At 71.6% G+C, this 19,186-nt stretch carries 21 protein-coding genes, 1 tRNA gene and 1 pseudogene; 9 read left to right on the top strand and 14 right to left on the bottom strand.

Features of this window, described 5'->3' with window-relative positions; genetic code table 11:
• Positions 1–12: 12 nt before the first annotated feature.
• The 5 genes from AB0H75_RS45385 to AB0H75_RS45365 form a co-directional block, all read right to left on the bottom strand.
• Positions 13–603, bottom strand: coding sequence for an ATP/GTP-binding protein (locus tag AB0H75_RS45385; protein ID WP_367807343.1), 591 nt, complete (start codon positions 601–603; stop codon positions 13–15).
• On the bottom strand, positions 584–982 hold the full coding sequence (locus tag AB0H75_RS45380; RefSeq protein WP_367807341.1) for a DUF742 domain-containing protein: 399 nt from the start codon (positions 980–982) through the stop codon (positions 584–586). The genes AB0H75_RS45385 and AB0H75_RS45380 overlap by 20 nt, the downstream gene beginning before the upstream one ends.
• A complete protein-coding gene (locus AB0H75_RS45375) occupies positions 979–1,410 on the bottom strand; it encodes a roadblock/LC7 domain-containing protein (protein WP_367807448.1) in 432 nt (143 codons plus the stop codon). The genes AB0H75_RS45380 and AB0H75_RS45375 overlap by 4 nt, the downstream gene beginning before the upstream one ends.
• Positions 1,410–3,893 carry a nitrate- and nitrite sensing domain-containing protein gene (locus AB0H75_RS45370; protein ID WP_367807339.1) on the bottom strand — a complete coding sequence of 828 codons (2,484 nt, stop codon included), beginning with the start codon at positions 3,891–3,893 and terminating at the stop codon, positions 1,410–1,412. The genes AB0H75_RS45375 and AB0H75_RS45370 overlap by 1 nt, the downstream gene beginning before the upstream one ends.
• Positions 3,894–4,073: 180 nt before the next feature.
• A complete protein-coding gene (locus AB0H75_RS45365; protein WP_367807337.1) occupies positions 4,074–4,532 on the bottom strand; it encodes a pyridoxamine 5'-phosphate oxidase family protein in 459 nt (152 codons plus the stop codon).
• A gap of 83 nt (positions 4,533–4,615) precedes the next feature.
• Here AB0H75_RS45365 and AB0H75_RS45360 point away from each other — a divergent pair, with 83 nt between their 5' ends.
• From AB0H75_RS45360 to AB0H75_RS45350, 3 genes are all read left to right on the top strand, one after another.
• On the top strand, positions 4,616–5,062 hold the full coding sequence (locus AB0H75_RS45360; RefSeq protein ID WP_367807335.1) for a hypothetical protein: 447 nt from the start codon (positions 4,616–4,618) through the stop codon (positions 5,060–5,062).
• Positions 5,063–5,137: 75 nt separating this feature from the next.
• Complete coding sequence (locus tag AB0H75_RS45355; protein WP_367807333.1) at positions 5,138–6,187, top strand: ATP-binding cassette domain-containing protein; 1,050 nt, start codon at positions 5,138–5,140, stop codon at positions 6,185–6,187.
• Entirely contained in the window at positions 6,184–7,023 is an 840-nt protein-coding gene (locus AB0H75_RS45350) for an ABC transporter permease (RefSeq protein WP_367807331.1), read from the top strand. The genes AB0H75_RS45355 and AB0H75_RS45350 overlap by 4 nt, the downstream gene beginning before the upstream one ends.
• A gap of 1,731 nt (positions 7,024–8,754) precedes the next feature.
• Here AB0H75_RS45350 and AB0H75_RS45345 read toward each other — a convergent pair.
• Both AB0H75_RS45345 and AB0H75_RS45340 read right to left on the bottom strand, forming a co-directional pair.
• Positions 8,755–10,071: pseudogene (locus tag AB0H75_RS45345) on the bottom strand (BTAD domain-containing putative transcriptional regulator); the annotation flags it as partial.
• Positions 10,072–10,341: 270 nt separating this feature from the next.
• Entirely contained in the window at positions 10,342–11,016 is a 675-nt protein-coding gene (locus tag AB0H75_RS45340; RefSeq protein ID WP_367807329.1) for a hypothetical protein, read from the bottom strand.
• Positions 11,017–11,393: 377 nt separating this feature from the next.
• Between AB0H75_RS45340 and AB0H75_RS45335 the strand changes: the two genes are divergently transcribed.
• Positions 11,394–12,101: a toxin glutamine deamidase domain-containing protein gene (locus AB0H75_RS45335; protein ID WP_367807327.1), complete on the top strand. Its 708-nt coding sequence runs from the start codon at positions 11,394–11,396 to the stop codon at positions 12,099–12,101.
• Between the two features lie 12 nt (positions 12,102–12,113).
• A complete protein-coding gene (locus AB0H75_RS45330) occupies positions 12,114–12,416 on the top strand; it encodes a YrhB domain-containing protein (protein ID WP_367807325.1) in 303 nt (100 codons plus the stop codon).
• Positions 12,417–12,451: 35 nt separating this feature from the next.
• On the opposite strand, the gene AB0H75_RS45325 is transcribed toward AB0H75_RS45330, so the two are convergent.
• From AB0H75_RS45325 to AB0H75_RS45310, 4 genes are all read right to left on the bottom strand, one after another.
• Positions 12,452–12,946 (bottom strand): hypothetical protein, encoded by a 495-nt coding sequence (locus AB0H75_RS45325; protein ID WP_367807323.1) that lies wholly within the window; start codon positions 12,944–12,946, stop codon positions 12,452–12,454.
• Between the two features lie 5 nt (positions 12,947–12,951).
• Positions 12,952–13,281 carry a hypothetical protein gene (locus AB0H75_RS45320; RefSeq protein ID WP_367807321.1) on the bottom strand — a complete coding sequence of 110 codons (330 nt, stop codon included), beginning with the start codon at positions 13,279–13,281 and terminating at the stop codon, positions 12,952–12,954.
• A gap of 8 nt (positions 13,282–13,289) precedes the next feature.
• A complete protein-coding gene (locus AB0H75_RS45315) occupies positions 13,290–14,132 on the bottom strand; it encodes a hypothetical protein (RefSeq protein ID WP_367807319.1) in 843 nt (280 codons plus the stop codon).
• 201 nt (positions 14,133–14,333) lie between these two features.
• Positions 14,334–14,624: a hypothetical protein gene (locus tag AB0H75_RS45310; protein WP_367807317.1), complete on the bottom strand. Its 291-nt coding sequence runs from the start codon at positions 14,622–14,624 to the stop codon at positions 14,334–14,336.
• 260 nt (positions 14,625–14,884) lie between these two features.
• Here AB0H75_RS45310 and AB0H75_RS45305 point away from each other — a divergent pair, with 260 nt between their 5' ends.
• The gene (locus AB0H75_RS45305; RefSeq protein WP_367807315.1) at positions 14,885–15,295 is read left to right on the top strand and encodes an Imm10 family immunity protein; all 411 of its coding nucleotides are present in this window, start codon (positions 14,885–14,887) and stop codon (positions 15,293–15,295) included.
• Positions 15,296–15,379: 84 nt separating this feature from the next.
• On the opposite strand, the gene AB0H75_RS45300 is transcribed toward AB0H75_RS45305, so the two are convergent.
• From AB0H75_RS45300 to AB0H75_RS45290, 3 genes are all read right to left on the bottom strand, one after another.
• Positions 15,380–15,452: transfer RNA gene (locus AB0H75_RS45300), tRNA-Ala, on the bottom strand.
• A 15-nt stretch (positions 15,453–15,467) separates the two neighbouring features.
• Positions 15,468–16,196, bottom strand: a complete 729-nt coding sequence (locus AB0H75_RS45295; protein WP_367807313.1) for an HAD-IA family hydrolase — start codon at positions 16,194–16,196, stop codon at positions 15,468–15,470.
• Between the two features lie 15 nt (positions 16,197–16,211).
• Positions 16,212–16,331, bottom strand: a complete 120-nt coding sequence (locus tag AB0H75_RS45290; RefSeq protein WP_020542320.1) for a DLW-39 family protein — start codon at positions 16,329–16,331, stop codon at positions 16,212–16,214.
• A 423-nt stretch (positions 16,332–16,754) separates the two neighbouring features.
• Between AB0H75_RS45290 and AB0H75_RS45285 the strand changes: the two genes are divergently transcribed.
• From AB0H75_RS45285 to AB0H75_RS45275, 3 genes are all read left to right on the top strand, one after another.
• On the top strand, positions 16,755–16,970 hold the full coding sequence (locus tag AB0H75_RS45285) for a heavy-metal-associated domain-containing protein (RefSeq protein WP_367807446.1): 216 nt from the start codon (positions 16,755–16,757) through the stop codon (positions 16,968–16,970).
• Positions 16,967–17,941: a hypothetical protein gene (locus AB0H75_RS45280; protein WP_367807310.1), complete on the top strand. Its 975-nt coding sequence runs from the start codon at positions 16,967–16,969 to the stop codon at positions 17,939–17,941. The genes AB0H75_RS45285 and AB0H75_RS45280 overlap by 4 nt, the downstream gene beginning before the upstream one ends.
• 29 nt (positions 17,942–17,970) lie before the next feature.
• Positions 17,971–19,186: heavy metal translocating P-type ATPase (locus AB0H75_RS45275; RefSeq protein WP_367807308.1), on the top strand; the 1,216-nt coding region annotated here is incomplete at its 3' end.

Raw genomic sequence — 19,186 nt, 5'->3', positions numbered from 1 at the left:
CCGGAGGGCCGGTCAGCTCGGCGCGGGGCGGGAGTGGGCGGCCATCAGGTGGTCCACGAGGGCGAGGAGCACGTCCCGGCCGGCCCGCCGGTCGCGGGCGTCGCACAACACGAGCGGCACCTGCGGGTCCAGGTCGAGTGCCTTGCGGATCTCCTCGGGCGTCCGGTCCCTGACGCCGTGGAAGCAGTTGACGCCCACCACGAACGGGATGCCGCGGCTCTCGAAGAAGTCGATCGAGGCGAAGCTCACGTCCAGCCGCCGGGTGTCCACCAGGACGACCGCGCCCATCGCGCCGTGGACCAGGTCGTTCCACATGAACCAGAACCGTTCCTGGCCGGGCGTGCCGAACAGGTAGAGGACCAGCTCGCGGTTGATGGTGATGCGCCCGAAGTCCAGGGCGACGGTGGTGCTGGTCTTGCCGTTCAGGCCCTCCAGGTCGTCGACGCCGACGCTGGCGTGCGTCAGGTACTCCTCGGTACGCAGGGGAGCGACCTCGCTCACCGCGCCGACCAGGGTGGTCTTCCCGACGCCGAATCCACCGGCTATGAGGATCTTCACCGCCAGGGGAGCGGTGTCCCCGTGGTCAGAGCTCGCGTAACCCATCCCTCACCGCCTTGAGAATGTCCATGTCGGGCAGCCCGCTCGCGTGCGCGAAGGTCATCGGTGGCCGGGAGCGCAGCTGACCGGTCTCGATCAGGTCGCCAATGAGGATCTTGGTCACGGACACCGGCAGGTTCAGCGCGGCGGCGACCTCCGCCACCGCCAGGGGCCGCCGGCACAGGGCGAAGATCTCGCGGTGCTCCGGCTGCAACCGCCGCGGACCGCCGCGTCCCGGCTCGGGAAGGGTGTCGGACACCGTCGTCACGAGGGTGATCAGCGCGAGGTCGTCCCGCTCGGGCGCGGTCCGTCCGCCGGTGATCGTGTAGGGACGGACAAGGGACTCGTCGGCGTCGTCGTCGAACCCCTCCGTCCAATGTCTCATCCGTGTCCTCCGATGTCCCGTGACTCCGGAGCGCGGGCGTCGGTGCCCAGCTTCTGGCCGACCTGCTGGATCAGGGTGTGCATGGCGACGCTCATCAGCTCCGCGTCCACCTCCTGGGACGCGACCACGGCCAGGTGGGTGCCCCGGCCCGCCGCCGTGATGAACAGCCACAGCTCGGCCATCTCGATGATGACCTGGTGGACCGGCCCGCCGCTGAAGAGCTGCCCGACGCCGCGGGCCAGGCTCTGCTGGCCGGTGGCGATCGCGGCGAGGCGCTCGGCGTCCGCGCGCGGGATGCTCCGGGAACGGCTGATCACCAGGCCGTCGTCGGACAGCACGATCGCGTGCCGGGTGCCCGCGACCCGATCGACCAGGCCGTCCAGGAGCCAGTCCAGGTCTGCGTTGGTGGCGGTGGTTCGCTGCGTCATCATCGATCTTCCGTCGTAGGGGAGCCGGGCTCGGTGGTTCCGTTCGGCTGGGGGGCGTCGCCGCCGCGGCGCAGGCGGGACTGCCGCTGGAAGGCGCCGATCGTGGCGCCGGAGCGGGCGGGCCGGTCGCCGGTGGCCCAGGTCTCCTGCTCGTCCGGTGCGTCCGGTGCGTCCGGGTCGGGGGAGGCGGGGAGCTTGAGCTCCTCGGCGAGGCTGGCCTGCCGTACGCGCTGGGGCAGCGGCCGGCGGGCGGGCGGCGGAGGCGCGGCGTCCCGGTCGCGGTCCCCGCCGAGCGGGGTGGTCGTCACGTCCGCCAGGGCCCGGCCGCGCGTGCGGGTGGGCAGCGCGCCGTTCTCGGCCGCCGCCCGGTGCCGGGGCGCCGCCGCGTCGTCCTGGGGGCGGTGCCGGGGGCCGGTCGCCACCGGGGGGACCTCCTCGGGGGACGCGGCCGGTACGGGATCCTCGCGGGGACGCTCCACCACCAGCGCCTCCGGGACCAGCACGATGACCCGGGTGCCGCCGAAGGCCGACGAGCGCAGCTCCACCTGCAGGCCGAGGCTCGCGGAGAGCCGGGCGACGACGTACAGGCCGAGCCGCACGTCGTCGGCGTGCGTCATCACGTCGAGCCGCGGCGGGGACTTCATCAGGGCGTTGGCGGCGTCGTACTGGTCGGGCTCCATGCCGAGGCCGCGGTCCTCGATCTCCACCGCGACGCCCCGGCTGACCGGCGCGGCCCGCACCTCGACGGGCGTCAGCGGCTTGGAGAAGGTCGTGGCGTTCTCCATCAGCTCCGCCAGGACGTGGACCAGCGGCCCCACCGCCCGCTCGGCCACCCACGGCTCGCCCTCGACGTCGATCGTGATCCGCCGGTAGTCCTGCACCTCGCCCTGCGCGGCACGCAGGACGTCCAGCAGCTGCACGGGCCGGCGCCAGCGGCGCTGCGGCTGCCCGCCGCCGAGGATCACCAGGTTCTCCTCGTAGCGGCGCAGCCGGGCGGTCAGGTGGTCCAGGTCGAACAGGCCCTCCAGCACCTCCGGGTCCTCGTGCCTGCGCTCCAGCTCGTCGAGCTTCTTGAGCTGCAGGCCGATGAGGATCTGGGTGCGGCGGGCGATGCGCTGCAACATGCGCTGGAAGCCGCGGTGCTGCTCGGCCTGCCGGACGGCGGTGAGCACGGCGCTGCGGCTGGCCAGGTTGAGCGCCTGCCCCAGCTCGCCGAGCTCGTCGGGGGTGGGCTGGACCATGCGGACCTCCGCGTCCACGTCCACGTCCTCGCCGCGCTCCAGCCGGGCGACCACCGCGGGCAGCCGCTCCCGCAGCTCCTGGGCCTCCTCGCGCAGGCGGAGGATGCGCCGGCGCAGGACGGAGGTGAGCCGCCAGCTCGTGAAGATCACCAGGCCGAGGGCGAGCAGGCCCACGGTGCTGATGCTGACGAAGATGACGAAGAGCATGTCGGCGTGGTCGTGACCGAGGTCGCGGACCGTCGCGAGCCGGAGCGTCAGCAGCTCCAGCACCTGCGCGGTGACCGCGTCCACCGAGGAACGCCAGCGGGACGCGTCGCCGCGCACCGTCACCTGGTCGCTCGCGGCGGCGTTGCCGTCGGTGGCGAGCCGCCCCTCCTGGGCGACCATGTCGCCCCACGCCTCGCTGGTCATCAGCGACCGGTAGCGGGTCTCGTCGCCGACGAGGCCGGGGATCACCCGGGAGCGCAGGAGGTGCGTCCTGGTGCCGATGGCGCCGGTGACGACGGCGTACTCCTCCCTCGTCAGGTGGCCGGTCCTCCAGCCGCGGGCCAGCATCGCGTCCTCGCGGCCGATCGTGTCGATCACCCAGAACAGGTCGATCAGCGTCTCCGACCTGCTGTTCACCTGGCCCTCGTCGGTGTGGCCGAGCGCGGTGAGCACGCCGAGGTCCGCCTCCATGACGCCGCTGTAGTAGTCGAACGCCTTGCGCGCGTCGCTCCAGCCGGCGTCCACCGCCCGGCGCTGCTCGCCGAGGAGGGCGAGTTCGCGGTCGGCGCGGGCGATGGCCTCGGTCAGGCCGTCCTGCGCGTCGGGGACGTCCAGGGCGGTCAGGGGACGGAAGGCGTTCACGGCCTGGTCGGTCGCCGCGCGCTGCTCGGCGAGCCTGTCGCGGGTGCCCGCGACGGGCGCGGCCTGCGTCTCGGCGGTGAGCCTGCGCTCCTTGTCGAGGCTGAAGAACAGCGCGGCGGCGGGCTTGCCGACGGTCTCGGTCGCCAGGTCCAGCTGGGCCCGCTCCGCCCGCCACTGGGACGACAACTGGTACATCCCGGAGGCCAGCAACGGGGTGAAGGTCAGGCTCGGCACGAACACGATGATGAGCAGCACCGTACGCAGGGGCAGCCGGCGGGCCCCGGCCAGCCGCCCGGAACGGCCGCCGCCACCGGCCGGAGAGGGCTCGGTTAAACCGCTGTCCTCGCTCTGGGCTTTCTTCCCATGTCGCCCGCCCCTGCCCCATCCAGCCACGTGCAGGACACTCTCCTCACAGTCCGGTAGTCCGGTGCGTCCTTGACGGCAATCAGCCATGTAGGCGATTGGTGCCCGATCGTAGTCATGTGACAGGTGTGCCGGAAGGGTCTGCCGGGCTCACCCCGCTCCGTCCGAGCCCTCCTCACCGCCACGTCGAGGCGCCGCTGGAGGTGCGGGTCAGGCGACCCAGGTGCCCTCGCGCATCAGGGTCCGGCCGGGCAGCTCGTGCACGCCGCGCCAGGCCTGGATCATGCGCGGCCGGACCTCGAAGAACGCGTACGCGGTGCCCTCCTCGCGCGGGTCCCAGCCGGACTTCGCCGCGAACGCCCCCGCCGCCGCCCGCGGCACTTCGTGCGCGGCGTAGGTCGTCACCTCGCCGTCGATCAGCACGACGTCGTGGGTGTCGCCGAAGGCCAGCCGGGCCCGCCCGCCGGCGCGCAGGTTGCGTCCGGTGGGGTTGGTGGCCCTGGTGGACAGCCAGGCCGCCTGCTCGTGCCAGACGAACCACAGCGCCACCAGGTACGGCACGCCGCCGGCGTCCGCCGAGGCCACCCAGACGTCCGACTCCCGCTCCAGCCGGTCCAGGACGTCCTGCCGGCGTTGACCGGGGGTGCGGGGGTGCTCGTCGACCTTCATGCCCGCGAGGTTACGGGCTGGAAAGGCTCCCCGCGTACGACCAAGATCCTTGATTTGTCGGTTTCACTCACTATGCTCGCCGCATGTTCGGCTTAGGCGCGGTGGAATCGGTGTTCCTCGCTCTCCTGCTGGTCGTCGTCGGGATCGGGATCGGGCTCGGCAGGCGGGCAGGACGGCGCGGGACGGCTCGCATCTCCGTCAACCTGGGCCTGATGACGCCCGTCGGCATCCAGGCGCGGGCCCACGACCTCATCGAGGCGGGCCGGTTCGCCGAGGCGGTGAAGCTCATCCGCAAGGAGTCCCAGGTGTCCCGGCGGACCGCGACCGAGGTGGCGCAGGCGCTGCGGGCCGGCGACGTCCTGCCCGACCTGCCGATGCTTCAGGAGGGCGACCTGTCCTCCAGGGTCCGCGCGCTGATCGCGGACGGCCGCCGCAAGGAGGCGGTGTTCCTGGCCCGCAGCCACGAGAACATGAGCCCGTCGGAGGCCGAGGCGTTCGTCGACTCCCTCTCCCAGGGCCCGACCGCCTGACCGCCGGGCCCTCGCCGGAAACCCGTGAAACCTGGCCGAGGGCGTGGTGAAACCGGGGCCGACGACAGTGGAGCCATGAGCATCACAGAACTCGGACGCCCCGCGGGCGGTGAGGCCCCCGCCGGGGGCGCCGACCTCGCCGTACACGTGGAAGGGCTGGTGAAGACGTTCGGCGAGCACCGTGCCGTCGACGGGATCCACCTGGACGTGTACCCCGGCGAGATCTTCGGCGTCCTCGGCCCGAACGGCGCCGGAAAGACCACCATGTTGCGGATGCTGGCCACCCTGCTGAGGATCGACGCGGGCCGCGCCGAGATCTTCGGGGTGGACGTGGCCCGCAACCCGCACGTGATCCGCCAGCTCGTCGGCGTCACCGGACAGTACGCCTCGGTCGACGAGAACCTGACCGCCCGCGAGAACCTCTGGCTCTTCAGCCGCCTCCAGGGCGTCGCCGCGCCGCGCGCCCGGCGCGTCGCCGCCGAGCTGCTGGACCAGTTCGGCCTGGAGGAGGCGGCCGACAAGGCGATCGCACACTTCTCCGGAGGCATGCGCCGCCGGCTCGACCTGGCGGCCAGCCTCATCACCAGGCCGCCGCTGATCTTCCTCGACGAGCCGACCACCGGCCTCGATCCGCGTACCCGCGGTCAGATGTGGGACACCATCCGCGGCCTGGTCGCCGACGGCTGCACGGTGCTGCTGACCACCCAGTACCTGGACGAGGCCGACCAGCTCGCCGACCGCGTCGCCGTCATCGACCACGGCCGCAAGGTCGCCGAGGGCACCCCCGACGAGCTGAAGACCACGGTCGGCAACTCCACCCTCCAGTTGCTGCTCGCCGAGCCGGGCGGGGTGCCGGCCGCCGTGGAGGTCGTGCGGCGCGTCCTCGGCTCCGACCCGGTGCTGAGCCCCGAGCAGGGCCGCCTCAATGTCGCGCTCGACCAGGCGGACCTGGCCGCGGACGTGCTGATCGCGCTGCGCACCGCCGGGGTGTCGATCTCCTCGGTGAGCGTGACCAAGCCCAGCCTGGACGAGGTGTTCCTGGCCCTCACCGGCCACGAGACGAACGAGCACGACCGGACCGACGGAACCGACCGGACCGACCGCATCAAGGAGGACGGCCGATGAGCAACACCACGATCGCACCCGCCCGCGCGTCGGTACAGGCCGCCGACCGGGTGGCGGCCGCCCGCCGCCGCGTCTCCCTCGGCGAGACGGTCGGCCAGACCCTGACGATGGCGTGGCGGGCGCTGAAGAAGATGCGGCGCAACCCGGAGCAGTTCTTCGACGTGGCGTTGCAGCCCATCCTGTTCACCGCGATGTTCGCCTTCATCTTCGGCGGCGCCATCGCCGGTGACGTGCAGAGCTACCTCCCCCTGATGATCCCCGGCATCCTGGCCCAGACCGTGCTGACGACGTGCATGGCCACGGGCACGCAGCTGCGCGAGGACATGGAGAAGGGCGTCTTCGACCGGTTCAAGTCGTTGCCGATCGCCCGGATCGCGCCGCTCGCCGGCCCGATGGTCGCCGACCTGCTGCGTTACACGATCGCGGCCACGCTGACCTTCGGCATGGGGCTGGTGATGGGCTACCGCCCGGGTGGCGGAGCCGGTGGCGTGCTCGCCGCGATCCTGCTGGCGATCGTCACGGGGTGGTCGCTGGCGTGGGCCTTCACCTGGGTCGGCACGATCGCCCGCAGTGCCCAGGCGGTGCAGGGCATCTCCATGATGATCTTGTTCCCGCTGACGTTCCTGTCGAACGCGTTCGTCCCCGTCGAGACGTTGCCCGGCTGGCTGGCGGCGTTCGTCCGGTTCAACCCGGTCTCACACCTGGTCACGGCCACCCGTGACCTCGCCAACCACGGGGCCGTCAGCGGGGAGGCGGCCTGGACGCTCCTGGCCTGCCTGATCGTCATCGTGATCTTCGCGCCGCTGTCGGTCCGCAGCTACAAGCGGCACATGTGACCCGTGCCCGTTCTGTCCGGGCTCGTTCTGTCCGGGCTCGTTCCGCCCGGGCCCGTCCTGGCTGGAGATCCGCTCGACGAGACGCCGCGCCTCGTCGAGCAGGTCGGGGCCGCGCCGGTCGCCGTACTCGGCCCGCAGGGCGGCGAGCATCCCGGGCGCGAGCCGCTCCGCGTGCGGCTCGACCCGCTCGAAGGACATGCTCGGCATGCTGTTGTTGTACGCGAACCGCTCGGCCAGCACCAGCGCCCTGATCGCGTCGCCGGTGGACATGGCCCCCCGCAGCAGCCCCCAGACGCCGAGCGCGAAGAGCATCGAGCCGCACAGCGGATAGTCGAGGATGGGATTGTCCGCGGCCAGCAGGTTGTAGCCCCGCACCCCGGCGAACAGCTCCTCCCCGTACCGCACGTCCTCCGGCCCGGCGTGGTACGCGAACGCCGGCAGGGCGAACGACGACGCAATGATCGACCACGGCGTGACCTCCGCGCGTGGCAGGCCAGGCAGGCGCAGGTCGTGCGCCCGTTGGACGGCCAGGCGGTACTGCGCGAGCGCGGCGGCCGTCTCGCCGCGGACGAGGGAGAGCTCGGCCGCGCACAACGAGGCGAACGCCAGCCCGCCGAGCATCGTCTCCTTGTCGTTGATCCGGTTGATCACGGCGAGCTCGGCCTCCGCGGTGTCGAGATCGCCGTCGGCCAGGGCCGAGCTGAGCACCACCGCGCGGAGCTGGGTCTCGTCGTCGACGGCGCCGAGCCGGCTCAGCACCGGGATGGCGATCCGCGCGTGCTCGACCGCCCGCCGGTGGTCACCGAGGTGCATGACCATCTGGGCCAGCATGGCGTGCATGATCGCGATGAGCCACGGCCCCTCGTCGTCGCGCAGCAGTGACAGGGTCCGCTCGGCGGCCTCGATCGCCCCGGAGATGTCCCCCACGTTCTCCAGGAACTGGGCCTTCGTCTGCGTCGCCGCCAGCGCCACCTCGGGGTCGTCGCTGCGGCACAGCTCCTCCAGCCGGCGGCGTACGGCGGCGCCGTCGTCCGTGTCGCAGGCGAGCAGCACCGTGACCATGGCCGCTATCCGGGGGTTCGTCGCGTCGGTGACGGGCAGCGCACGGAGGAGGTCGCGTATCACGTTGTCGCCGCGGTCAGTGATGATCATGCTGTTCATGAGCGTGATCAGCATGGCGGCCCTGGTCACCTCGACGAACGGCGACGGCGGCCGCCAGCCGTCGACCGTGTGGATGATCGCTTCCCGGAGCACGAGGAGCCGGGGATGGTCGCCGCGGATCGACCACAGCGCGCCCGCGCCGGCCAGCAACTGCACCGTCGTGACGGGGTCGGACTCGCTGAGCGCCTGCCGGAGCAGGTCGGCGAGGTTGCTCTCCTCCGCGCGCAGCGCGTCGGCGGCCTCGTACTGCGCCGGGCCGAACAGCCTGGCGGAGTGCTCCAGCGCGTACGCCGCCGCCCAGTCCCGCTGCGCCGTCCGGGCCGCCGCCTCCTCGCCGGCCTCCCGCAGCCGCATCCGCCCGAACTCCCTGACGGTCTCCAGCATCCGGTAACGCAGTCCGTACGCCGTCTCGCGGACGTTCAGCATCGACTGCTCGATCAGCGCGTTGACCACGTGCAGGGCGTCCGGACCCAGGACGTGCTCGGCCGTGGCCAGCGTGAAGCCGTCGCCGAACAGCGACAACCACCGCAACGCCCGCCGCTCCGGCTCGTCCAGCAGGTTCCACGACCACTCGATGACCGCGAGCAGCGTCTGGTGGCGGTCGGGAGCCGTGCGGTTCCCGCCGCGCAGCAGCGCGAACCGGTCCGCCAGCCGCCGCGCGATCTCCTCCACCGACATCACCCGCACCTTGGCCGCGGCCAGCTCGATCGCGAGCGGCAGCCCGTCGAGGCGGGCGACGATCTCGCCGACCACGTCGTCGTCCATCCGCACGCCCGGGCGGGCGGCCGTGGCGCGCTGGCGGAACAGCTCCACTGCGTCGCCGGGGGACAGCTCGCCGAGCGGGTAGACGCGCTCGGCGGGGATCGACAGGGGGGCGCGCGAGGTGGTGAGCACCCGCAGGTCGCGGGTGGTCACGGTCAGGAACGCCACCAGGTCGGCGACGGCCTCGATCACGTGCTCGCAGTTGTCCAGGACGAGCAGCGCCGGAGCCTGGTCGAGATGCCGGGCGATCCGGGCGCGGACGTCGGAACGCTGCTCGGCGGTCAGGATCCGCCGCCCGCTGACCGAGTCCCGGACCCCGAGCGCCGAGCCCACCTCGCCCACCACGCCCTCGGGCGAGGACACGCCGACCAGCTCGACGAAATGGGCGATAGGCTGCGCGGCGTCCCTGCCGACGACATGGGCCAGCCGCGTCTTGCCCAGCCCGCCCGCGCCGATGATGGAGACCACCCGGTTGGTCTGCAGCAGGGCGTGCACCGCCCGGATGTCGTCGTCGCGGCCGAGCAGCGAGGAGCCGTTGAACAGCAGCCCCTCGCGCACCGGCTGGTCCGCGACGAGGAGCTCGGCGTGGACGCGGGCCAGCTCGGGCCCCGGCCCGGTGCCCAGCCGGGTGGCCAGGTCCGCGCGGTAGCGCTCGTAGCGCTCCAGGGCGGCGGCGGCGCCGCGTACGGCGGACTCGCTGCGCAGCAGGCAGGCCAGCAGCTCCTCGTCGCGCGGCCGGCCGGCCGCGGCCTGCTCCAGCAGCGGCAGCGCGGCCTCGTGCGCGCCGCTCCTGGCCCGCGCGATCGCGGCCGTCCGCCGCGCCTCGGCCGCCCGCCGCGCGGCCGCGGCCCTCAGCTCGGCCAGCGGGCCCGTGGCACCGTCAGTACCGCCGTCCATGCCGCTACCCATGCCGCTACCCGTGCCGCTACCCGTGCCGCTACCCGTGCCGCTACCCGTGCCGCCGTCCGTGCCGCCGGCCGCCAGGCGCATGGCCTCCTCGGCGCGCTGGCGGGCCAGCACCACGTCGTCCTCGCCGAGGGCGGCCCGCGCCTGCTCCGCCAGGACGGCGACCAGCAACGCGTCCACCTGGTCGGGGGGCAGCCCGAGCCGGTAGCCGCGCGGCATCCGTACCACGGCGTCGGCGCTGGTGGCCGCCCTGGTCCGGGAGACCACCACCTGCAACGCCTTCGTCGGGTTGGCCGGAGCCCCGTCGGGCCACAACTCCTCGACCAGGCGCTCGTCGCTGACCCCCGTACGCCCGTGCATGACGAGCACGGCCAGCAGGGTCTGCGCGCGCTCGCCGACCACGCGCGCGCCGCGCCAGCGGACGCCGTCGAGCAGGACCAGTACGGGAGACACATGCTCAGCTTACGGACGAGGCGGGCGTAAGAGGGCTCAGCCGGAGGCGATCGGGTCGCGGAAGAGGAAGCTGCTCGAAAGATCGGCGTGCAGGTAGTGGTGGAACCGCGCGGCCTTCGCCCGGGCGGTCCTGTCGGCGGTGACGACCGTGAGGACGACGTACCGGCCGGTCGAGGACACCCGGCGCTTGCCGTAGACGTAGGTGTCGAGCACCTGGTCCCGGCGCCACTTCACCGCCCCCGAGGACCCGGCCAGCCGCCCGGCCGCGTCCTTGGCCGCTTTCGCGGTGGGAAAGACCATGATGACCTGGACCGCCGCGAGATGCCCGCGATAGGCGGTGTAGGCGAGCTGAACGGCCCGCTCGCACCTCCCCTTGGCCAGCACGCCCGGCCGCCCGTCCACCGGAGCGCAGGACCCGTACGTCCAGCCGCCCGCCTTCTCGGCCTTGAACGTGACCCCGTCCATGCGGAAGTTCCAGTCGCCGTAGTCGGCGGCGTCGATGGGCGAGCCCGAGCGTCTCCCGCTCTCGCCGGGACGCGGCTCCGCGGACCGGGCCACCGCCGCGGGAACCGGCGCGGCCACCGCCAGGGGGTTGAAGTACCTGTACACGCTGAACGCCAGACCGCCCGGCAGCAGCACCGCCAGGACCACGACCAGCGCACCGACCACCCCGGGGTACTCCCGCGGCCCAACCCGCCGAGCCTCTCCCATGCGCCAATTCTGCTCTACTTCACCATCACCCGCCCCTTATGCCCGAGATACGCTGCGCCGCTCGCGTCCCGTCGAAGGACCCACCGGCTTCCCCGCGACCCGATGACCTCTCCCTCGTCCAAGCCCAGATCATGCGTGCGGAGATCCGGACGGAGGCGGCGATCCCCCTCCTGTCGTAACCGCCGGTGGGCAGGGCGGCGCGCGGCCTTCCCCGCGGCCGCTCCCTGGCGACCCTCACGCCCTCGCCGATCAGCGCCTCCTGCGCGGCCATGATGAGCTGCGCGCTCGTCCAGGAGCGGCCGGACCGGCCCATCGCCGGCCTTCGGGTCCGAGCGGGGCCACGGGAGCCCTGGCGCCGAGCGTGCTATACATCCCGAATGGCAAAGTTGGGGGGGAAGGTCGCCCTCGGGCTCTTCCGCAAGGCGGCGCCCTGGTTCAGGAGCACGGTGGCGCGCGGGGGCAGGCGCCACCAGCTGGCGGCCGGAGTCGAGGACGCGGCCGAGCGCTTCGCGCTCAGCAGGCGCGGCAAGATCCCGCTGGTCGAGCTGCGCCCCCGGCACGTACACAGGCTGGACGGCGGCACCTCACCGCTGACGGCGGCCCAGCAGGCCGCGATGCGCGACGCCCACAGGGAGATCGATCGGCTCCTGCGCGAGGCCGGGGGAAGACCTTTGAGCCGGTACGAGACGAGAGTCGCCATGCGGCACGTGAACCCCACCGGTTCCAAGGTGAACTGCTCCGAGATCGCCATGGCGGTCGACGACATCCTGGCCGGCCGTGCCACGGTCGCCGGCGCCAGGCCCAGGGGCGTGCCGGTCCCCCTCGTCCGTGGCGCCCTCGGCAAGCAGGCCACCGAGGTACGGACGGGGCTGAGCTCCCTGGACGACGTGGAGCGCCTGATCGCCGAGAACCCCGGCGCCCGTGGCATCATCATTGGGCACGGCGGCACAGGTACGGCGCACGTCTTCAACGTCGCGAACGTGGGCGGCAAGACGTCATACCTGGACGGGCAGCTCAGGCAGATGGCCGATGTCAACCCGCACGCCGGCAGGTTTCCGCAGTGGGATTTCTACCGGACGGCGTGACGGAGGACAGTCGTGATCACCAGAGCCGAGGCCGAACGGATCGCCCGCGACTACGTCGCCAGGGAGTTCGCCCCCGAGGAGGAGGGCCAGGAGGAGTTCGCGATCAACGACGAGGTCACGATCGAGCGGCCGTACGGCTGGTTGTTCGTCTACACCACCGCCACCTACCTCGTCACCCGCGACCCCGACGACGGCGTGGCCGGCGCCGGCCCGCTCCTCGTCCTGCGGGAGAACGGGCAGGTCATCGACTTCCCCTCCTACCACACCCAGGAATCGGCGGCGGAGGAGTACGAGCGGGGACTCGCGCAGGGCTGAGGCCGTGCCCGCCGGGCCGGGCCGCGCGCGGGCGCTCAGCCGCCCATGACGCCGTTCATGGCCATGGTGATGCACAGGTCGAGAAGCCTGCCGGTGATCTCCATGAGAACGGGAACCCGCAACGTCGATGCCCCCATCGTGGCCGGCGCCGCCGCCATCGCCTCGAAGAGCTGCACGGCGAGCTGGATGAGCTGGACGATGAAGTTCACCTTCAGGACCAGGACGATCGCGGCGCACACCATCAGGCCGAGGCCGACGATGTCCGCGCCCGTCAGGCCGTCGAGCAGGTTCTTGTGCGCGGAGTCGTCGGCTTCCCAGCTCTTCCGGGCGGCCTCGACCCCGCCGCCCTTCTGAGCCGCCCAGGTGCCGGCGGCGAACGTGGCCGCGTCGCCCGTCAGCCTTCCCACGTCGCCGCTGAGACCGAGCCAGGCCTGGCCCATCCTGAGAAGCTTCTCCTCGTCGCTCATGGGCCACTGGCGCCCGGTCGCGTTCATGAACTTCGCGAGCCCGGTGGGCAGTTTCATTCCCATGGGCGCTATCCGAGCATCTCGCGAATGCGGTTGACCTCGACGGTGGCCAGGTCCTCGGCACGCTGCTCGTTGACGCTCATCACCTGCAGATTACCGGCGTACGTCCCCATCTCGCCGGTGTTGTCGCCGTAGGACTCGAAGGCCATCTGATGGATGGCCCCGTAGATCGTCGCGATGATGGTGCCCAGGTCGTCGGCGCCGAAGGCGTCGCCGTCCCCGGTGAGCTCCTTCTCGAAAGCGCTCAGACGCTCCTGCAGCTCCTGAGCCGACGAGCTCACCCCTTCGGCGGCCTTCCGGGCGTGCGCGGGCCGGTACAAGATATCGTCGTTCGTCACCGAGCACCTCACTCCGGTTCCTGAATGCTGGTCATGATGTCGCGCAGCGCCCGCGTGGCGGCGTGCATCTGCGCGATGCCGGCGCTCTGCGTCTCCCGGGCCCGGCGGGCGACCTCGGCGAGGTCCACGCCGGCCGCGCCCTGGTGCTGCCGGGCGCCGGCCCTCGCCAGGTCGTCGAAGGCGGCGTTCATCGCCTCGCGCAACTGCTCGGCCAGCTCGTGCGAGCCCCCGGCCATCGCCTTCGGGTGAATCCCCACCGACTCCACCCGGCCGTCGCTCACCACGACCCGTACGTGCCCCCGCCCGGCCACGCCTTCACCCCGCACCGGCTCGGTCGTGGCTTCCATCCCGGCCATCGCGCGGTCGAGGTTGCTGCGCGTCATCTCGATGAGGTCCTCCAGGCCGCGCGGATAGGGGTCGCCGCTGATGGAGGTCCGCTCGCGGATCCTGGCCATCGCCTCGGCGATCGACTGCGCGATGACGTCCATCCTGTGCAGGGCCTCGTTGCCGGCCTCGTGCAGCGCCTTGGCCAGCGTCACCAGGTCGGGCGTGGGGGTCGAGGAGGTGGTCGAGGCGTCGAGAAGCCCGTCGATGGCGGCGTTGACGGCTTCCCGTACGAGCTCGGCCAGCTTCTGCGGGGGCAGCCGCAACAGCCGCGGCTCCAGGACGACGGACTCGACGGCTCCGGCCCTGACGATCACCCGCACCCGGCCGTCCTCGGCCGCGCCATGGGCTCGGGGGGATTCGGGCACAACCTCGGGGAGCGTTTCCCCTGTCCGTAACGATTCCACGCGTGCGAGCGTCTCGCGCATGTAGTGCTCCAGCTCCGCGTCGTCGAGCGGCTCCGGCATCCGTGACTCACCCCCTGACTCCGGCCTGACCGAGGCTACCGCAACCGCCACCTGAGCGACCGCCGCGCCGGCACCACCTCTGGGCCCCCGCCGTCACGCCCGGGCGTGCCCCTTGGCCGCTGTTGTTCGTCATGTCCCTATCGTCCTGTGCCGTGCTCCATCGCCCCGGCCGTCCCCATCACCAGGAACACATGACCACTGTCACCACGGCTTGCCGGTACGGCGCCACGCCGCCGGCATGATCGGGAACGCGGACACGGACGATCCGAGCTGGGAAGCCACGCGTACGTGGGTGGAGAAGGGTTTGCCCGGGGCGACCGCATCGAGCCCGCCGAGCGGCTGCGCGGCGGGTGGACGCCGAAATGCGGCGCCTGCGGGGCCACGGCCATCCCCGCGGCCACGCTCCAGGCCGTCGACGCCACCGCGCGACTGGACGAGGACGGAGCCGAGCAGCGCGCCGATCTTCTGGCCCGGCAACTGGTACGCATCCACCAGGTGCGGGTGACCGGCCGGACCCGTCCGCGTTCCTGCTTCCTGCACCAGGACGCGCTCCGCCGACCGGTACGTCGCCAGGGGCGGCCGGTTGAAGGCTGGACGCACGTTGACCTGGTCCCGTCCGACTCACATGGCCGGACGGGACTTCGCGTTTCTGAGGTCCTCGGGCCGCTGAAGGGCTGAATCGGTCTGACTCGTACGGCCATAGTGGACAACAACGGTCCGGCTCGGCCCTGCCGTGCAGTTACCCTCTCGCCATGACGATCAAGTTCACCGCTCAGGTCGCCGGAGCTTACGAACACCCTGAGGATGAATGCATGTCCGCCGGTGTGAGCGAAACAGAAGCCGGTGATGGCATGGTGCTCACCTTCCAGTGCTGCACCTATGAGCCTGACGATCAGGACATCGCCCTGGGCTGGGACACCTACTGCGTTGTTACCGCCGATCAGGGCACCGCCTATGGAGCCGTCCAAGAACTCACTCTGCGGGGCAACGTGCTGCGTGTCGTCTTCGACGTCGACGCCTTGGAGACGCTCGGTCTGGCCGAGCCCGAGGTCGAGGCCGTCCTCGATGTGGACGAGCAGGCCCTCGGACAGCTTCGGCAAGGGCTGCGACACATCCTTGCCTATGGTCGTGCTGACGCCCACCCTCGGGTTCTGGAGCTGTAGAAGGTTGCCGCCGTAGCTGTGTTTCAGCTGTACAAGATTGAAAAGGCCGCTTCCCGATCATGGGAAGTGGCCTTTCACCTGCGGTGGAGCCTAGGAGATTCGAACTCCTGACTTCCTGCTTGCAAAGCAGGCGCTCTGCCAACTGAGCTAAGGCCCCTTCGACGAAGATAGCTTACCGGGCGGAGGAAGCCACCTGCGTCGAACCCAGGTCGTCGCTCAGGATCAGGCTCGGGAAGTCGGTGATCGAGTCCAGGATGTGGGTCGCGCCGCCCTTGAGGAGGCGTTCGCGGCTGTGGACGCCGGTCATGAGGCCGGCCACGACGGAGGCGCCGGCTCGGCGGCCGCAGAGCATGTCGCTCTCCGAGTCGCCGATCACCGCCACGTTGCGGACGTCCTCCACGCCGAGCCGGAGGACGGCGTGCAGGACCATGTCGGGCCAGGGGCGGCCGCGGCCTCCGGCGTCCTCGGGGGAGATGGCCAGGTCGATCTTGTCGTGCCAGCCGAGGACGCTCAGGACGCGGCTCAGCGTGGTGCGGCTGAAGCCGGTGATCAGGGCGAGCTTGATGCCTGTGCCGCGGAGCTTGTCGAGGACCTCCAGGACGCCGGGCGTGGGCTCGAGGCCGGAGCGCTCCAGGGCGCCCTCGTAGGAGCGCTCGAACGTCAGGTTCGCCGCCTGGGCCTGGGCCTCGTTGCCGGGGAAGATGCCGCGGAAGACGTCGATCTTGGGGCAGCCCCGGGACCGGTGCACGTGAACCATGGCACGTGCGTACGCTCCGGTCCCGGGCACGATGCCCTGGGTCGCGATCGCCTCGGCGAAGGCGCGTTCGACCATGGCGATGTCACCGACCGTGGTGCCCGCTAGATCCAGGCACACCAGCTTGATGGGGACGATGTCACTCATCGCCTCGCCGGTCGGTTAGTTCTCGCTGCCGGTCGCCTCGGTCCAGAGATCGAGCTCTGCGCGGTCGGCCTGCACCTTACGCCAGATCAGCAACCCCCCGAGGGCGATCAGCGCCAGAACGAGCAGCTTCTTCACGGTGTGACCCCACTTCTTCGACGGTCTCACCTGCCGGGGTGAGACCCAACGGTTGACATGCAGCCTAGCAAGGGATGGCCGCGGTCCTTGTGTTGCGTGCGGACCAGATGTGCGGATTGGGCTATGAGATGTGTGGATTGGGGGATGAGCGATGGTCAGGTGTTCTTGCCAAGCCCACCATATCGACCCTCCGGCGTGTCCGTGTCCCCATGTCCGTGGGTCCCGGGCGTGTCCGGGTGGAGAGGCTGGATATACCCCAGGGGGGTATGATACGTTTCTGGAGGCGGACGCTCTGAGCGAACGGGGCGTCGCCGGACCCTGTTCGTGCGTACGTCATGGGAGAGCTGGGCCTGACAAATACCCTGGGGGGGTAGGGTGTTAGACTCGTTCAGGACGTACTTGACCACATTTGAGGAGATCGTGATGACCACCACCGCCACCTACACCGTCAAGGGCATGACCTGCGGCCACTGCGTCAGCTCGGTGAAGGAGGAGGTCGGCGAGGTCGCCGGCGTCACCTCCGTCGAGGTCGACCTGGGCAGCGGCCTGCTGACGGTCGGCAGTGACGAGCCGATCGACGAGGCGAGGATCGCCGCCGCGGTCGAGGAGGCCGGGTACGAACTGGCGGGCCGGTCGTGAACACGGCCGGCAGGCTCGGTGTCTACGTCCTGGGGCTGGCCGTCGTCTTCGGCGGCGCCCTGGGCGTGGGCCGGGTGACGGCCCCCGACGACGTCGCCGCCGCCTCGCAGGATCAGAAGAAGAGTGTGGAGCAGGGCCAGGGGCACGGCGGGGACGAGCACGGCGGGAACGGGCATGGCGAGGACGGGCACGGTGACGAGGCTGTGCGGCAGGTCAAGGGTGATACCCCCGGGGGGCTCCAGGTGTCGCAGGACGGATACACCCTCAACCTGATCACCACCCCGGCCGCCGGCCGGCCCGCGGACCTCACCTTCCGGATCACCGGCCCCGACCTGAGGCCGGTCACCGCCTACAAGGTCGAGCACGACAAGAAGATGCACTTCATCGTCGTCTCCCGCGACCTCACCAGCTTCCAGCACGTCCACCCCGAGATGGCGGCGGACGGCACCTGGAAGGTCCGCCTGGCGCTCCCGAAGCCGGGCTCCTACCGGGCGTTCGCCGACTTCGCCCCGGAGGGCGGCGCGGGCGGCGCGAAGCTGACGCTCGGCGCCGACCTGCAGGCCGCGGGCGACTATCGGCCGGAGCCGCTGCCGCACGCCAGCCGTACGGCGACGGTCGGCGACTACACGGTGAACCTCGCCGGTAACCTGGTGCCGGGCCAGGCGAGCAAGCTCACGCTCACGGTCAGCAGGAACGGCGAGCCGGTCACGGACCTGCAGCCCTACCTGGGCGCGTACGGCCATCTGGTCGCGCTGCGCGCCGGCGACCTCGCCTACCTCCACGTGCACCCCGAGGAGAGCGAGCAGGCCGGGCCGGAGATCACGTTCTACGCCGAGGTGCCGAGCACCGGCACCTACCGGTTGTTCCTCGACTTCCAGCACGACGACCAGGTGCGGACGGCGAGCTTCACCGTTCCGGCCACCCTCGCCGACGGGCACGTGCCGTCGGCCGGCCACGACCACAGTCACTGACGATCCGGGACGCGACGAAAGGAGAGGTGATGTCCTCCGTGACCGAGGATGAAGCCGTCGAACTCACGATCGGTGGCATGACCTGCGCGTCCTGCGCCAACCGGATCGAGCGCAAGCTGAACAAGCTCGACGGCGTGACGGCGACGGTCAACTACGCGACCGAGAAGGCCAAGGTCACCTTTCCGCGCGACCTGGACCCGCAGGAGCTGATCAGCGAGGTGGAGAAGGCGGGCTACAGCGCCGCCCTCCCCGCCCCTCCGGCCGAGCGGACCTCTCCGGAGCAGGGGCAGGAGGGGCAGGAAGGGCGGGACGAGCTGCGGCCGCTGCGGCAGCGGCTGGTCACGGCGGTGGTGCTGAGCGTCCCCGTGGTGGCGATGGCGATGATCCCGCCGCTGCAGTTCACCCACTGGCAGTGGTTGTCGCTGACGCTGGCGGCGCCGGTCGTGGTGTACGCGGGCTGGCCGTTCCACAGGGCCGCCTGGGCCAACCTGCGCCACGGCGCGGCCACCATGGACACGCTGATCTCGATGGGCACGCTGGCCGCGCTCGGCTGGTCGCTCTGGGCGCTGTTCCTCGGCTCGGCGGGGATGCCGGGCATGACGCACCCGTTCGAGTTCGTGATCGAGCGTACCGACGGCTCCGGCAACATCTACCTGGAGGCCGCGGCGGGCGTGACGGCGTTCATCCTGGCCGGGCGCTACTTCGAGGCCCGTTCCAAGCGGCGGGCGGGGGCGGCGCTGCGGGCGCTGATGGAGCTGGGCGCCAAGGACGTCGAGCTGGCCGACGGCCGCCGCGTCCCGGTCGAGCAGCTCAAGGCCGGTGACCGGTTCGTGGTGCGGCCCGGCGAGAAGATCGCCACCGACGGCGTGGTCGAGGAAGGCACCTCCGCCGTGGACGCCTCGATGCTGACCGGCGAGTCGGTGCCGGTCGAGGTCGGGCCGGGCGACGCGGTCACCGGCGCGACCGTGAACGCGGGCGGCCGGCTGATCGTGCGGGCCACCCGGGTCGGTGCCGACACCCGGCTCGCCCAGATGGCCAGGCTGGTGGAGGAGGCGCAGACCGGCAAGGCGCGGGTGCAGCGGCTGGCCGACCGGATCTCGGGCGTGTTCGTGCCGATCGTGATCGCGCTGGCCGTCGGCACGCTGGGCTTCTGGCTGGGCACCGGCAACGGGGCGGGTGCGGCGTTCACGGCCGCGGTGGCGGTGCTGATCATCGCCTGCCCGTGCGCGCTGGGGCTGGCCACGC

Origin of the sequence: Nonomuraea sp. NPDC050783 (assembly GCF_040802095.1) — a bacterium.
In the GTDB taxonomy this organism is placed as follows: Bacteria; Actinomycetota; Actinomycetes; order Streptosporangiales; family Streptosporangiaceae; genus Nonomuraea.
Note: the sequence above shows the minus strand (reverse complement) of the source record. Positions and strands in the feature narration are given on the sequence as shown.

What these genes read in the sequence shown, in the direction of transcription:
- AB0H75_RS45385 (WP_367807343.1), bottom strand. Translation starts at nt 603, where the DNA reads ATGGGTTACGCGAGCTCTGACCACGGGGACACCGCTCCCCTGGCGGTG.
- AB0H75_RS45380 (WP_367807341.1), bottom strand. Translation starts at nt 982, where the DNA reads ATGAGACATTGGACGGAGGGGTTCGACGACGACGCCGACGAGTCCCTT.
- AB0H75_RS45375 (WP_367807448.1), bottom strand. Translation starts at nt 1,410, where the DNA reads ATGACGCAGCGAACCACCGCCACCAACGCAGACCTGGACTGGCTCCTG.
- AB0H75_RS45365 (WP_367807337.1), bottom strand. Translation starts at nt 4,532, where the DNA reads ATGAAGGTCGACGAGCACCCCCGCACCCCCGGTCAACGCCGGCAGGAC.
- AB0H75_RS45360 (WP_367807335.1), top strand. Translation starts at nt 4,616, where the DNA reads ATGTTCGGCTTAGGCGCGGTGGAATCGGTGTTCCTCGCTCTCCTGCTG.
- AB0H75_RS45355 (WP_367807333.1), top strand. Translation starts at nt 5,138, where the DNA reads ATGAGCATCACAGAACTCGGACGCCCCGCGGGCGGTGAGGCCCCCGCC.
- AB0H75_RS45350 (WP_367807331.1), top strand. Translation starts at nt 6,184, where the DNA reads ATGAGCAACACCACGATCGCACCCGCCCGCGCGTCGGTACAGGCCGCC.
- AB0H75_RS45340 (WP_367807329.1), bottom strand. Translation starts at nt 11,016, where the DNA reads ATGGGAGAGGCTCGGCGGGTTGGGCCGCGGGAGTACCCCGGGGTGGTC.
- AB0H75_RS45335 (WP_367807327.1), top strand. Translation starts at nt 11,394, where the DNA reads ATGGCAAAGTTGGGGGGGAAGGTCGCCCTCGGGCTCTTCCGCAAGGCG.
- AB0H75_RS45325 (WP_367807323.1), bottom strand. Translation starts at nt 12,946, where the DNA reads ATGGGAATGAAACTGCCCACCGGGCTCGCGAAGTTCATGAACGCGACC.
- AB0H75_RS45315 (WP_367807319.1), bottom strand. Translation starts at nt 14,132, where the DNA reads ATGCCGGAGCCGCTCGACGACGCGGAGCTGGAGCACTACATGCGCGAG.
- AB0H75_RS45305 (WP_367807315.1), top strand. Translation starts at nt 14,885, where the DNA reads ATGACGATCAAGTTCACCGCTCAGGTCGCCGGAGCTTACGAACACCCT.
- AB0H75_RS45295 (WP_367807313.1), bottom strand. Translation starts at nt 16,196, where the DNA reads ATGAGTGACATCGTCCCCATCAAGCTGGTGTGCCTGGATCTAGCGGGC.
- AB0H75_RS45285 (WP_367807446.1), top strand. Translation starts at nt 16,755, where the DNA reads ATGACCACCACCGCCACCTACACCGTCAAGGGCATGACCTGCGGCCAC.